The sequence below is a fragment of the Sphingobacterium psychroaquaticum genome, from assembly GCF_004421025.1.
Taxonomy (GTDB): domain Bacteria; phylum Bacteroidota; class Bacteroidia; order Sphingobacteriales; family Sphingobacteriaceae; genus Sphingobacterium; species Sphingobacterium psychroaquaticum.
In genome coordinates this window covers 1,964,464-1,978,128 of record NZ_CP038029.1, presented here as the reverse complement: position 1 = coordinate 1,978,128, position 13,665 = coordinate 1,964,464, and the positions used below count along the sequence as shown (strand labels likewise).

General features: G+C 40.0%; 10 protein-coding genes. 5 read left to right on the top strand and 5 right to left on the bottom strand.

Translation table 11 applies throughout. From position 1 onward, the window contains the following. Position 1 precedes the first annotated feature (1 nt). Both E2P86_RS08195 and E2P86_RS08190 read left to right on the top strand, forming a co-directional pair. Positions 2 to 2,797, top strand: coding sequence for a S9 family peptidase (locus tag E2P86_RS08195; RefSeq protein ID WP_134432285.1), 2,796 nt, complete (start codon positions 2 to 4; stop codon positions 2,795 to 2,797). 180 nt (positions 2,798 to 2,977) lie between these two features. Next, positions 2,978 to 5,167: a glutamine synthetase III family protein gene (locus tag E2P86_RS08190; RefSeq protein WP_085472885.1), complete on the top strand. Its 2,190-nt coding sequence runs from the start codon at positions 2,978 to 2,980 to the stop codon at positions 5,165 to 5,167. 78 nt (positions 5,168 to 5,245) lie between these two features. On the opposite strand, the gene E2P86_RS08185 is transcribed toward E2P86_RS08190, so the two are convergent. Beyond that, positions 5,246 to 6,334, bottom strand: coding sequence for an SGNH/GDSL hydrolase family protein (locus E2P86_RS08185; protein ID WP_134432283.1), 1,089 nt, complete (start codon positions 6,332 to 6,334; stop codon positions 5,246 to 5,248). Between the two features lie 53 nt (positions 6,335 to 6,387). On the opposite strand from E2P86_RS08185, the gene E2P86_RS08180 reads away from it, so the two are divergent. From E2P86_RS08180 to E2P86_RS08170, 3 genes are all read left to right on the top strand, one after another. Next, the gene (locus E2P86_RS08180; protein ID WP_085472883.1) at positions 6,388 to 6,945 is read left to right on the top strand and encodes an NADPH-dependent FMN reductase; all 558 of its coding nucleotides are present in this window, start codon (positions 6,388 to 6,390) and stop codon (positions 6,943 to 6,945) included. Positions 6,946 to 7,056: 111 nt separating this feature from the next. Next, the gene (locus tag E2P86_RS08175; RefSeq protein WP_134432281.1) at positions 7,057 to 7,635 is read left to right on the top strand and encodes a DJ-1/PfpI family protein; all 579 of its coding nucleotides are present in this window, start codon (positions 7,057 to 7,059) and stop codon (positions 7,633 to 7,635) included. Further along, positions 7,636 to 8,016: a hypothetical protein gene (locus tag E2P86_RS08170; protein WP_085472881.1), complete on the top strand. Its 381-nt coding sequence runs from the start codon at positions 7,636 to 7,638 to the stop codon at positions 8,014 to 8,016. It abuts the gene before it with no gap. 265 nt (positions 8,017 to 8,281) lie between these two features. Here the strand turns inward: E2P86_RS08170 and E2P86_RS08165 are convergent, their stop codons facing one another. From E2P86_RS08165 to E2P86_RS08150, 4 genes are all read right to left on the bottom strand, one after another. Continuing rightward, positions 8,282 to 9,166 carry an AraC family transcriptional regulator gene (locus E2P86_RS08165; protein WP_085472880.1) on the bottom strand — a complete coding sequence of 295 codons (885 nt, stop codon included), beginning with the start codon at positions 9,164 to 9,166 and terminating at the stop codon, positions 8,282 to 8,284. A 108-nt stretch (positions 9,167 to 9,274) separates the two neighbouring features. After that, a complete protein-coding gene (pruA, locus tag E2P86_RS08160) occupies positions 9,275 to 10,903 on the bottom strand; it encodes an L-glutamate gamma-semialdehyde dehydrogenase (protein ID WP_134432279.1) in 1,629 nt (542 codons plus the stop codon). 132 nt (positions 10,904 to 11,035) lie between these two features. Further along, positions 11,036 to 12,763: a M64 family metallopeptidase gene (locus E2P86_RS08155; protein ID WP_134432277.1), complete on the bottom strand. Its 1,728-nt coding sequence runs from the start codon at positions 12,761 to 12,763 to the stop codon at positions 11,036 to 11,038. A gap of 314 nt (positions 12,764 to 13,077) precedes the next feature. Next, positions 13,078 to 13,608: a DUF962 domain-containing protein gene (locus tag E2P86_RS08150; RefSeq protein ID WP_134432275.1), complete on the bottom strand. Its 531-nt coding sequence runs from the start codon at positions 13,606 to 13,608 to the stop codon at positions 13,078 to 13,080. Positions 13,609 to 13,665 lie beyond the last annotated feature (57 nt).

Below are 13,665 nucleotides of genomic sequence, written 5' to 3'. Positions count from 1 at the left end.
TATGAATCTACAAAAAGCCGTTCTGGGCATATCCTTGCTTACCGTCAGTGTAAGCTATGCACAGAAGAAACCGCTGGATCACAGTGTGTATGATAGCTGGAAAAGTATCAGTAATGTTGAAGTGAGCAAATCGGGACGATTCATCAGCTTCCTTATCAACCCACAGGAGGGAGATGGTATTTTTGAAGTAAAAACAAAAGACAATAATATTCTGGTCCGTGTACCTCGTGCTACCAATGTAAAACTAGCAAAGAATGAAAGCTATTATGTCGGTAGTATTAAGCCTTTATTCCAAGAAACAAGACAGGCAAAAATAAAAAAGAAAAAAGCGGATGATATGCCAAAAGATTCGCTCTTTATATATAATACAAGTACAAAAGAGACCTGGAAAACTCCAGACGTAAAGTCCTTTAAGATGGCTTGGCAAAAGAATGATTTTGTCGCCTACCTAACGGATATTAAGATAGAAGCACCCGTTGATACCACCAAAAAGGAAAAAGCTGCAAAGCCAAAAACATTACCCGCTCTTGTGGTACGGAACTTGGCTACCGGAGATACCTTAAATTTCCTAAAAGCGGATCAATATACGTGGAGTCCTAATGAAAACTTCATCGCTTTTACCAAAAAAAATGAAGCAAAAGATACCGTTTCAAATGACCATGGTCTCTATCTATACAACCTAACAAGTAAAGAGCTTAAGAAAATAAGTAACGGCAAGGGTACATATAAAGAGTTAACTTTTGATGATCAAAGCACGCAACTAACTTTCTTGGCGGATAAATCTCCGGAAAAAGCTTTGTTAAAAGATTTTAAGCTATACTATTACACGCCGACACAAGATAGCGCTCGTGTACTGGCCCAACAAAGTACATCTGGTGTTCCTCAAAATTGGTATGTGAGTGGTGATGGAAAGCTTAATTTTAGCGCTGATGGTCAACGCTTATACTTCGGCCTCGCCCCTATTCCTGCTGTAAAAGACACCACTTTGGTCGACTTCGAACATGCGCAGGTAGATATCTGGCACTGGAAAGATGACTACTTACAGCCGCAGCAGCTCGTAAACCTCAAAAACGATCAGACGAAAAACTATCCGGCCGTTATTTCGCTACAAAGTGGGAACCGCTTACTCGCGTTAGTCGACGATAAATTTAACCGCTCTAGTATCTCTGAAACAGGTACGAATGAGTGGATGTTGGCAAGCAGTGATTTTGGTAATCGCATTGCATCCCAATGGGAAGCCAGCACCCTAAGTGATTTATACCTTGTCTCAACAGTTAATGGAAGCAAAAAAATTATCCTTAAAAATTTTGCTGGCCAAGCTTTCCTTAACCCAAATGGCACACATGTCGTTTACTTTGACCGCGAAAAAGGAAATTGGCACAGCTATGCTATAAGTACCGAAAAAAGTATTGTACTTAACGACGGTATTCCCGTTAGTTTTGTTGATGAAGAAAATGACTCACCAACCTACGCAAGTCCATATGGTACCATGGGATGGTCTGAAGACGGCAACCATATTTACATATATGACCGCTATGATATTTGGCGTTTCGCGCTAAATGGTAAGGATAAACAATTACTTACTAATGGCGAAGGACGTGCTTCTAAAACAGTATATCGTTATATTGATCTAACCAAGAACGATAATCCTCGTTATCGTACCACATTTATCCCAAGCAAGAAGGATATATATGTCACAAGTTTTAATGAAAACAACAAATACAATGGTATTTCTGTGATAAATGCGGCAAAAACTCGAAAACCGACAGAATTAACAAGTGAATCTTATACTTTTAAAGCTTTTAATGCCTCAGAGGACGGAAAAACTATCGCTTTTACAAAAGAAAACTATAACTCTTCACCAGATTTATATGTAACCGATAATTTCAAGAAACAAGAACGTTTTACCACAATAAATCCGCAACAGGATGATTACAATTGGGGAACAGCGGAATTAGTGCAATGGACCACCCCTCATGGCTATGCTGCCGAAGGGATTTTGTATAAACCAGAGAATTTTGATCCGAATAAAAAGTATCCGATTATCGCTTATTTTTACGAAAAGTTAACGGATGGATTATATACGTACCAAGCACCGGCACCAACACCTTCACGATTGAATATCCCTTACTTCGTAAGTAACGAGTATCTTGTTTTTGCACCAAACATCAGTTATGAAATTGGGCACCCAGGTAAATCTGCCGAAGAGTACATTAATTCAGGCATGCGCTTTTTAGCACAAAACTCATGGGTTGACTCGACAAAAATGGCAATTCAAGGTCAAAGTTGGGGTGGCTATCAGGTTGCTCACCTGATTACCCGAACCAATATGTATGCTGCAGCATGGACTGGTGCTCCTGTAGTAAACATGACATCAGCCTACGGTGGCATACGTTGGCAGACGGGGCTTTCCCGTCAATTCCAATACGAACGCACACAATCACGTATCGGGAAAACGCTTTGGGAGGCAAAAGACCTGTACCTGGAGAATTCACCTCTATTTTATATGGACCGTGTAACGACACCGGTCGTTATTATGCATAACGACAATGATGGTGCTGTGCCATGGTACCAAGGAATTGAAATGTTTACGGCCTTACGTCGACTGGAAAAACCTGTTTGGATGTTAAATTATAACAATGATGAGCATAATTTAATGAAAAGACAGAACAGAAAAGATATCCAGATTAGACAAGCTCAGTTTTTCGACCATTATCTAAAAGGAAAAGCAGCTCCAAAATGGATAACAACTGGAGTTCCTGCAATAGAAAAAGGAATAGACTGGGGTTTTCAATAGAAAAATTAAAAAAATATTATCAAAAAAGGCTTATTGTTACAAAACAATAAGCCTTTTTACATTTTAAACATCACAATCCCTTTATTTTTACATTTTGTTATTGATTTTTTAAAAATTAATGTAATTTTACAAAACAAAACACCCATAAACTGTATAACAAAACTTAGTTTACCAAGAAAAATGTCAAGTTTAAGATTTAAAGCAACCGAATCAGCAGGATCAAGACTGTTGGATGAAGCAGAAAAAGTAGAGACCTTAAAAGCAACCGCTATTTACGCTAAGAATGTATTTACAATTGCTAAGATGAAAGATTATCTTTCGAAAAGCACCTATAAAGAACTCGTTCAGCGCATAGAAACAGGAAGCCAAATCTCCAGAGAGATTGCAGAGCATATCGCACAAGCAATGAAAATATGGTCTATTGCAAATGGTGCAACGCACTATACGCACTGGTTTCAACCACTAACAGGAACAACAGCTGAAAAGCACGATGCTTTCTTCGAACCGGATGACAATGGTGAGGCTATCGAAAAGTTTTCTGGTGATTCTTTGGTACAACAAGAACCTGATGCTTCTTCTTTCCCTAATGGTGGTATTCGTAATACATTCGAAGCTAGAGGTTATACAGCTTGGGATCCGTCCTCTCCTGCTTTTATCTTCGAAACAGTTGCAGGTAAAACGCTTTGCATCCCAACGGTATTCGTTTCTTACACGGGTGAATCGTTAGACTATAAAGCTCCTTTATTAAAAGCTACTGCTGCAATCGATAAGGCTGCAACAGAGGTTGCACAATATTTTGATAAGTCAATCACGAAGGTAAATGCATCGCTTGGTATCGAACAAGAGTATTTCTTGGTTGACCTTTCTTTATACAATGCACGTCCAGATTTACAGTTTACAGGTCGTACTCTATTCGGCCACATGTCTGCAAAAGGGCAACAATTAGAAGATCATTACTTCGGCGCTATTCCGGAGCGTGTTCTTGCTTATATGGTTGATTTGGAAAATGAGGCCCTAAAACTAGGTATTCCATTAAAGACACGTCACAATGAAGTTGCTCCTTCACAATTTGAATGTGCACCGATGTATGAGGAAATGAACTTAGCCATCGATCACAATCAATTGTTGATGAACTTAATGGAGCAGATTGCAATCCGTCATCACTTCAAAGTATTGTTACACGAGAAGCCTTATAGTGGCGTTAATGGATCAGGCAAGCACAACAACTGGTCATTAATTACCAACACAGGCGTTAACTTACTATCTCCAGGAAAAACGCCTAAAAACAATTTGATGTTCTTAACCTTCTTTGTGAACACAATCAAAGCTGTTTTTGAATATGCAGATCTTTTACGCGCGTCAATAGCGAGCCATAGTAACGATCACCGTCTTGGTGCCAACGAAGCACCTCCGGCAATTATCTCTATTTTCTTAGGTTCTCAACTGGATGAAATCTTAGACGAGGTAGAGTCTGCTCGCGTAGCTAAAAAAGTAAAAAATGATGCCAACCTTTGGCATGGTATTCCTAAAATACCGGAATTAAAACTAGATAACACAGATCGTAACCGCACTTCTCCTTTTGCTTTCACAGGCAATAAGTTTGAGTTCCGTGCCGTAGGTTCTTCTGCAAACTCAGCACAACCAATGACGATCTTAAATGCAATCGTAGCGGCTCAGCTGATTGAGTTTAAAAATGAAGTAGATAAACAGATCAAAAAAGGCACGAAGAAAGATCTTGCTTTATTGAATGTTATCCGTAAATACATCAAAGAATCTAAAGCAATTCGTTTTGAAGGAAATGGTTACAGCGATGAATGGGCGAAAGAAGCGGAAACTCGTGGTCTTTCAAACATCAAATCAACGCCAAAAGCATTAGATATTTATGTTAAGGATGAAACAATTGCGCTTTTCGAACGTTTAGGTATCTATAACAAGCGTGAATCAGAAGCACGCCATGAAATTTTATTAGAGAATTTTTATAAAAAACTACAAATTGAGGCGCGTATTATCGGTGAAGTTGTGACGAGCCAAATTGCCCCAGCATGTTTTGTATATCAAAATGAGTTAATTTCGAACGTTAAAGGTCTGAAAGATTTAGGATTGGCAAAAGAAGCTTACAGCTCACAGCTAAACTTAGTCGAACGTATCTCGAAACATACGAACATTATCTTGGAACAAGCGGAAGCAATGAGACAAGCGCGTAAAACGGCGAACAATATTGATGATATTCGTGAACGCTCTATCAGCTACGATGAAGTGGTGAAACCTTATTTTGATGAGATTCGCTACCACGTTAATAAATTAGAGAAGATTATCGACGACGCAAAATGGCCATTACCGAAATTACGTGAACTATTGTTCTTACGCTAATTTTAAGATAGACTACTAACCACCTATTATATCTAGACCCCTCCTATTTCTTGGAGGGGTCTTTTTTATAGGATCTTTCTACAATAATTTACGAAGAAGCTTGGTGTAAGCATCGGCGATCTTCATCATCCCAATATCATTCGGATGCACATAATCGACTGTAGAATTAATATCCAAACCAATTTCTCTGTTGCTAAGCAAGTAAATATTCTTAAAACCATCTCGCTTCAGGCGACGAAAAACCTGTTGTCCAACACGACTGGTTTGTTCAAATCTCGCATTAAGCTCATGGTTCAATATAGAACTATTAAAGCCGGAGCTATGCTCCGTAAGCACGATCGGTGTATGCGGATGATGCTTTCGTAGGTAGCTGAAGGCATGATACACCAAACTATCTAACTGTGCTTCAGATCGCTCCGGAATAACACCTAAATTTGGAAGACAATCCAATACAATTATACTCGGATCTGCCTTTGCTATAAGTTCCAAAATAGGATCTTCCAAGCGACCATTCCCCGAAAAAGCGAGGTTAACCACGGGAGACTGTAAATTACGTGCTAAAATATTTGTCCACCCTAAACCCGGGCGAGAAGCACAAGCGCCTTGTGCAATGGATGTACCATATATAATAATGGGCTTTTTATTACTTTGCACTTCTTTAAAAACACGCCCTTCGGGTACACCGATCTCCATCCACTCCACCGTATTGTATAGGGGTAGATAAAGCTGATAAAGACGATCTAAATCAGATCCTATGCTTCGAAAAGTATAGCTGATTGTATCCTTAAACGAATAGTTTCCAGCAGACCACAGCCACCCTCCTTTCTTGCGATCCAACATATAGAGATCAACTCCACTTACTCCGGTGGACGGCATATGTGGCATATTGAGTGCTCCCTTTACCTTGTAGCGCACAACAATAGAATCAGCATCGGTTGTAAAGTCAACATGCAAACCAGCACTATTCGTACCTAAATACCACACTGGAGGACGCACCTCCGCTTGTAAATTATCCGGTAAACGGCCATACTTCGCAGTAGCTTCTGTGGTGGTTTGTCCTTGCACAAATTCGGGAGTCCGCCACACAAGTTCGTTTTTCTTTTGTGAGAAAACAGATAAGCAGACTAGCAAACAAAAAAAGGTTAGGTTTAGATTTTTATTAGGCATAATGTGTGTTTATTTTGACCACACAAGATAAAAAAAATGTCTAAATTTAACGTATGAAAATATTAGCGTTTGCAGGGAGCAACAGCTCGAACTCTATCAATAAAAGGCTGGTAACAAGTGTCAGTAAATACTACAAGGAACCAGACGATGTGATTGAAATTTTAGATCTTAACGATTACGAGATGGCAATTTTCTCGAAAGATCGGGAAAAAGAGAGTGGTATTCCTCAACTGGCCTACGATTTTGCTGCAAAAATTGATGAGGCAGACTTTCTTTTAATCTCTTTTGCTGAGAATAACGGTAATTATAATGCGGCGTACAAAAACTTGATCGACTGGGTTTCACGCATCCCCAATCGATTACCATATAAAGACAAAAAAGTATTTATCATGGCGACCAGTCAAGGTCGGCGCGGCGGACAATCGGTTTTGGATATCGCAACAGCGCGCATGCCCTATGATGGCGCGACAGTATTGGAAACCTTTAGCTTACCTGAATTCAACAAAAACTTCGAAGATGGCAAAGGTGTTACAGATGTGCTCCTCCGTAGTCAGCTAGAAGCAAAAGTTCGAAAAACAAAACGGATGTTAGCTGCAGAGTCTGCTGAGTAACGGTGTTAGAGCAGCAATCACGCGCAATATTTATTTCAATTGTGTGCTGGTTGTATATGCCTGTGTATAGATACTCTAGATAAAAGAAACATAAACTAAAACATATATATTATGGCTAAGAGAGTTTTATTAATAGTTGGTGACTATGTTGAAGATTACGAAGCGATGGTACCATTCCAAGCAATGGGATCAATAGGTATCGAGGTCGATGCTATTGCGCCGGATCGTAAAAAAGGAGATGTCGTACCCACTGCGGTACACGATTTTACAGGAGACCAAACGTATAAAGAACTGCGTGGACATAATTTCGGAATCAATAAAGATTTCGATAGTGTAAATCCCGCGGATTACGATGGTTTATATATTGCAGGCGGCCGTTCAGCGGAGTATATCCGTTTAAACAAAAAGGTAATCGAATTTACACAACACTTTTTCGAGACGAATAAACCCGTTGCTGCAATTTGCCACGGAATACAAGTCCTCACAACAGCACGTGTATTGGAAGGGCGTACCTTAACCGCTTACGTAGCCGTTGGTCCGGATATCGAACTGGCAGGCGGAACATGGAAGAATATCCCAGCAGATCAAGCTATCGTTGATGGAAACTTGGTAACCTCGCCGGCATGGCCTGGACACCAAGCTATATTAAAAGAGTTTTACAAACTATTAGGAATTAGTATAACAGCGTAGATGACAAAGAAAAAACGGTATTGGTGGATTGTTATTGGTTTGGTAGCCATCCTCGGATATGGTATCTGGGAAGCTTTTAACCAGCCTTCCATCAAAGATCTACCTGGCAAGTTTGAGGAAGTCGCTTTTGTACGTAATGAACAAAACAAGGGTGGTATTATCCGAATTTATGCTGTTGCAGTCGGCGATATTGGACAGGCAGATTTTGAAGCCTGCGCAGATTTGTTTCCCACAAATGATTATGGCAGTATGACAAAGGTGTATTTCTTCGATAAACAAAAACCCTACCCAACTGCACTGACTATTGATACGCCACATTTTGACGGTAAACAATACGAAGCAATCATGATCCTGAAACGTTCGGGAAGTGACAAGAAGTAGTTGGTAACTGGTAGTTTGTAGTTTGCTGTAGAGACACAAACCTCGGAGGACTCAGCGCAGCTATATTTTGTATCTGACGGTTGGTAGTGCGATAGATATTAATGGGTAGTTCCTAGTTTTAAGTAATCTTAGGGGCTACCCTTACAGTCCCCCACTTCCTACAAGCCTCCGCTGGCGCGAGCTTGTAGCTTGTGTCCCATATTACAATAAAAGCACAAGTTGAAAAAACCTGCTTACACTTCCTACCCCCTTAACTTCTTCACTTTTATTCGTGCACGGTATGTGCTAAAATAAACTGGCTCGGCGATATTCCCATTATGCTTCGAAAAACGCGATTAAAATGAACTGCTGTATTAAAACCACATTGATAAGCAGCCTCTGAGATATTTTCCGTCCGTTTGTTCACCAACACCTGACACGCCTTTTCTATCCGAATTTCATTTAAGAATCCAACGAATGTTTTCTTTGTATGTTTCTTAAAGAACTTACAGAAAGCAGTGGGTGTCATATGGATCAAAGAAGACACCTCCTCCACGGTTACATTTCGTTTATAATTATCTAAAGCATGCTTAATAACAGCATTTATGCGAAGTCCATCTGAGTCTTGAAAATCAACCTTATTAAGGCCAGAATAAATGGAAACATAATGCTTCTCTTGAGCCAGTAAAAAACGAAAAACTTGAATAACCTTCAACAGCTTAGAAACTCCTTCTTCTGCATTTAAACTCACAAAAAGCTCTTTGATTGCATGCGCATAAGAGGCAGGTAACGACTTACTTGTATCCAAATTATAGAATAAATTCTTTACCGCATGTAATTCCGTCATATCAAAGAAAGAACGGAGCTTCTCGAGGGAGAAAAACAAATGAACGATATGAACCGTACTGTTATCGGCCAGACTTTCATCTTTAAAAAAAAGATGAGGCTCATTCGGCTTGATCAGGAAAAGTTCGTCTTCATCACAGGGTCTAATCAAATTTCCAAGCATCAACGACCCTTTACCTTTTACAATATAGCTTACTTGAAACTCCCGATGTCTATGGTAATAACCATAAAAATCAGTCCCGATATCTTCCATCGTGTAAAAAGCGCCATCACCATGTGCAGGGACCGTAAATTCTATCGGTTTCCGCGTTTCTTGATTTTTCATGTACAAATGATACTAGCCAAATATGTGCAGAACAGCAAGGAAAGGTTTATCAAAAAAGGTTGCTTAGTCCCTTTATACAAAGTGCCTAAGCAACCTTTAAACAGGTTATTAACCTAAGAAAGGATATCTATAATCTGTATCAGGATTAAACGTTTCTTTGATCGTACGTGGAGAAACCCAACGTAATAAATTGATCATCGACCCCGCTTTATCATTAGTTCCTGAACCACGAGCGCCACCGAAAGGCTGTTGACCTACAACGGCACCTGTACACTTATCATTGATGTAGAAGTTACCCGCCGCATTGCGTAACGCATGTGTTGCCTGGTCAATTGCATAACGATCTTGCGAGATAATAGAACCTGTTAAAGCATAGATCGATGTTTGATCAACGAGCTTCAAGGTTTCCTCCCACTTGTTGTCATCATATACATAAATTGTCAAAACAGGGCCAAACAATTCCTCCGACAATGTTTCGTAATCAGGGGTTTTAGCTAAGATTACAGTGGGATGGATAAAGTATCCAGTTGACTTGTCATATTCACCGCCAATAACCACTTCAGCATCCTTTGAAGACTTCGCTTTATCAATGTAGCTCGTGATTTTATCAAATGCTTTCTCATCGATAACAGCATTAATAAAATTACTGAAGTCTTCTGTACCACCGATCTTAAAGGATTTAATATCTTTCTCCATCAATCCTTTCAACTCATTCCACAATGAAGCCGGTACATAAGCTCTAGAAGCTGCCGAACACTTTTGTCCTTGGTATTCAAAAGCACCTCTCACTAGCGCTGTATTCAACACATTGATATCTGCTGAAGGGTGTGCTAGGATAAAGTCCTTACCACCTGTTTCTCCAACGATACGTGGATATGTTTTATACTGATGAATATTTTGTCCGATTGTTTTCCAGATATCCTGAAATACACCTGTAGATCCTGTAAAGTGAATACCTGCGAAATCAGGGTGTTTGAAAATTACATCACCTGCATCAGGGCCCGAGACGTAGATCAAGTTGATAACGCCATCCGGAAGACCTGCTTCTTTAAAGATTTGCATCAATACATTTGCGGAATAAATCTGCGTATTAGAAGGTTTCCAAACAACAACATTCCCCATCATAGCAACACAAGAAGGTAAGTTACCTGCTATGGCCGTAAAGTTGAATGGCGTAAGTGCAAAAACAAATCCTTCTAGCGGACGTTGTTCTACCCTATTCCACACACCTTTACTATTTGCTGGTGGCTGTTGTGCATAGATCTCTGTCATATATGCGACATTAAAGCGCAAGAAATCAGTAAATTCACATGCCGAGTCAATTTCTGCTTGATATGGGTTTTTAGACTGACCCAACATAGTCGCCGCGTTTAATTTATAGCGATATTTCGAGGAAGCTAATTCAGCTGCTTTTAAGAAAATAGCAGCACGTTGCTCCCATGGTAGGTTTTCCCAATCAGCCTTAGCTGCTAACGCCGCATTAATTGCGTCTGTTACATGGCTTTTCGAGCCTTGGTGATATTGGCCCAATACATGCTTGTGGTCATGTGGAGGCGTTAACTTACCTAACTTATCCGTGCGGATTTCTTTACCACCGATATACATCGGTACATCCACCTCTTGCGCTCGTGCTTCAGCAATAGCTGCTTGTAGCAATTCTCTTTCTTTAGTTCCAGGTGCATACGAATAAACAGGTTCGTTTGTCGGCACAGGAACATTAAAAAATCCTTTCAACATAGCTTATATTTTTTTGATATAAAGTTCGACTTTGTCGGGCAAAATATGTTAACACATACTAGTTAACAATATACGTATTTTGCCCAAGCAAATATTAAATCCTTCTTAAATAACGAAAAATACGTTATAATATTACTTAATTTCAATAATCAAAGGTGCACTCACACAGGTCATCTCATTATCGACTTTCTGCACCGATATGTGCTTTTCTCCATCCCCGATCTTTAACCGCATCACGTTGTTAAATTTCCCACTGCGTACGTATTCACCGCTGAACTCATCCCATTCATACAAAACTGTTCCATCCATCTTCTTCCATAAGAAGCTATACCGTGTGTCCGCCTTTTCCAACAATGTTATAGTAACAGTTTTTCCATCCTTTTGTTTCTCAACCTTATAGTTCTTAGGCGCTTGGATTTCTGGTAGCACGACAAGGTGAATCGGCACTCGGCCAGACTTTTTATCCTCCCAGACGCTCTCCACATAATAAACTGTAGATTTCGTTAATTTCGGGCTCACCAGATTCGTACCTACTGCAAAGGGCGTTTTACCCTCAACACTATCGTACCAATTATACTGCACTCCGGCTTCTGGCTGTTTCATGCTCAGCGCCTGATAACCAGCATAACATGTCTCCAATGTATTCCCCCAGGTAGATACAGGTAAACGCATAGCATATTCCATATTGGCATTAATATTCCACTTCACCTCATAGCTATAAATTTGCTTACTTGGTGTACGCACTAAAGTTGTCGTATCGCGAACCTCTGCACGTAGCACATTATTTCCAACATCAAACTGACCGGGGTTCAGATAAATAGAATCTAAATCGCTTGCGATCTGTATGTCGTTCAAAAACCATTTCACGCGTAACGTATTTGGAGAGGGCTTCAACAATTTTAAGGCAAACAACCCCACTGAAGCAGCATCAACTTGCGTATCTAAAGCAGGCTTCGTTCCAGCTATCGGATCGGCTTTTTGATGAATTGTTTCTACAAATACTTCTTGACAGACACTGCAGAAGGGGGCAACCAGATACTGCATTTTACAAAACTCATGTGGACGAAACCACTTGGCAGGCGAATTATTTCCACCATAAGCATAGATTCCAACCCCATTAATTCCCAGCCAATGTTTCCAAGGGACATCCTTCGGGTCCGCCGATTGTGTTCTATTAGGTCCTTCTATCGCATATTGATTCCCTGCCCAGTACTCATCAGCTAAAATCGCAAAAGAATGGCCGATCTCGTGTACCGCGATGTCGTTACTGGAGGCATTCACTGTGGCCGTTGCGTACTTCCCACCAGAGCCTCCATAAAATGGAGAATTAACCAATATAACAACCTGCGTATGATTGGGTATATTATCCGCTAAGACCTTTTCTATGACATCATTTTTCTGCGGAATTACAAGTCGGTGCAAGCCATAGTTGTCAAAGCTGCTACCAAAAATAGTATTCGGCTGTGCTTCTGGAACAGCGATACGTTTCGGAAAATCATTAAACCGCGCCGGCAAGTCTTTGTGCCCATGTTCAACCTTTGGACAATCATCTGCCGTTCCAGCGTGGGCCGCTCCCGATTCCTTCGAGGGCGTATTTATAGCAAACACATTAAAGAAATTGGTGTACTGACGAAAAGGCTCCGTCTTAAAAAAATAGTCTGTAAACCGTTTGGCATCTTCATGAAAAGCCCCCATCTCCTGTTGCGTGTAGCCATCCGCCAAAATAACCAAGTTTACCACCTTCTTATCGGTCCCCTGATACTGCAACGTATCGATTGGGTATTTTTGTGCGTATACAGCACAGGTTGCACCGATTAGCACCACAACCGTTGAAATCGCTCTATAAATTATTTTAAACATCGTGTATGAATAAAGAAACCTATCTCCGCACCCTTGTTGCAAAGATAGGTTAAAAATATAAGTCAAAATGTAAGTAAGGGTTCTGGATATAATACCTATCACAACTTAGCTATACCAAAAGTAGCAAGTTAAATACGATTCGTTTTAACACATATTCCCCACCCCTTAACCGAAATTATCCGTTTAAGACAGATATTATTCATTTCTAAGCAAGCAGGAACTATTAAGTGGTTATTTGAGGTATTGAACTAAAAAAAATCCCTCGACTATGGAAAGCCGAGGGATAGATAAATTATACTTATTTTAATGGGTTTCTAGTACTTAATTTTCAGTTTGTCAAACACTTTTGACCATAACCAAATCGGACCAATACATATCAAATGCCATAGATCCCGTCCGTAGACTGTTTTTTTTTCTTTTCGCGTGATGGCAAACAAACCACCGAGGCCAATCAATGCCAACAAAGCACATACTAACCACACTGCAGGCCCGCCATCGCGTTCCAGATATTCCAATTGCACCACAAAAAAACTCATAATACCGATCGTAAATAACATCGCATACGATAACGTGGGTGCCAACCGCAGATAGAGATAGATGACTACTGCAATATAGAACGAACCCCAGTTCAAAAAAGTATGCATATTCATACGAACTAAGAAATTAAATTGTGGAAATGGGATCATCCAGACCAACCCCATCACACCAAAAAACAAAAGAACAAGAGAAATCGCATAACCAATTTTACTACCTACAGCAAAATTCTGATCCAAATAATAAAAATGACGTTCTACAGGACGTTCAAACGTAGGCTCTTTCATTATCTTGCTATCCTTTTTCTTCATGGCGCAAAGGTAAGCATTATTGTAGGAAAAATTTCATTTTCAAATTATTCATCCGTC

Excerpts from the sequence above, each read along its gene's own strand:
- E2P86_RS08195 (WP_134432285.1), top strand. The coding sequence starts at position 2 with ATGAATCTACAAAAAGCCGTTCTGGGCATATCCTTGCTTACCGTCAGT.
- E2P86_RS08190 (WP_085472885.1), top strand. The coding sequence starts at position 2,978 with ATGTCAAGTTTAAGATTTAAAGCAACCGAATCAGCAGGATCAAGACTG.
- E2P86_RS08185 (WP_134432283.1), bottom strand. The coding sequence starts at position 6,334 with ATGCCTAATAAAAATCTAAACCTAACCTTTTTTTGTTTGCTAGTCTGC.
- E2P86_RS08180 (WP_085472883.1), top strand. The coding sequence starts at position 6,388 with ATGAAAATATTAGCGTTTGCAGGGAGCAACAGCTCGAACTCTATCAAT.
- E2P86_RS08175 (WP_134432281.1), top strand. The coding sequence starts at position 7,057 with ATGGCTAAGAGAGTTTTATTAATAGTTGGTGACTATGTTGAAGATTAC.
- E2P86_RS08170 (WP_085472881.1), top strand. The coding sequence starts at position 7,636 with ATGACAAAGAAAAAACGGTATTGGTGGATTGTTATTGGTTTGGTAGCC.
- E2P86_RS08165 (WP_085472880.1), bottom strand. The coding sequence starts at position 9,166 with ATGAAAAATCAAGAAACGCGGAAACCGATAGAATTTACGGTCCCTGCA.
- pruA (WP_134432279.1), bottom strand. The coding sequence starts at position 10,903 with ATGTTGAAAGGATTTTTTAATGTTCCTGTGCCGACAAACGAACCTGTT.
- E2P86_RS08155 (WP_134432277.1), bottom strand. The coding sequence starts at position 12,763 with ATGTTTAAAATAATTTATAGAGCGATTTCAACGGTTGTGGTGCTAATC.
- E2P86_RS08150 (WP_134432275.1), bottom strand. The coding sequence starts at position 13,608 with ATGAAGAAAAAGGATAGCAAGATAATGAAAGAGCCTACGTTTGAACGT.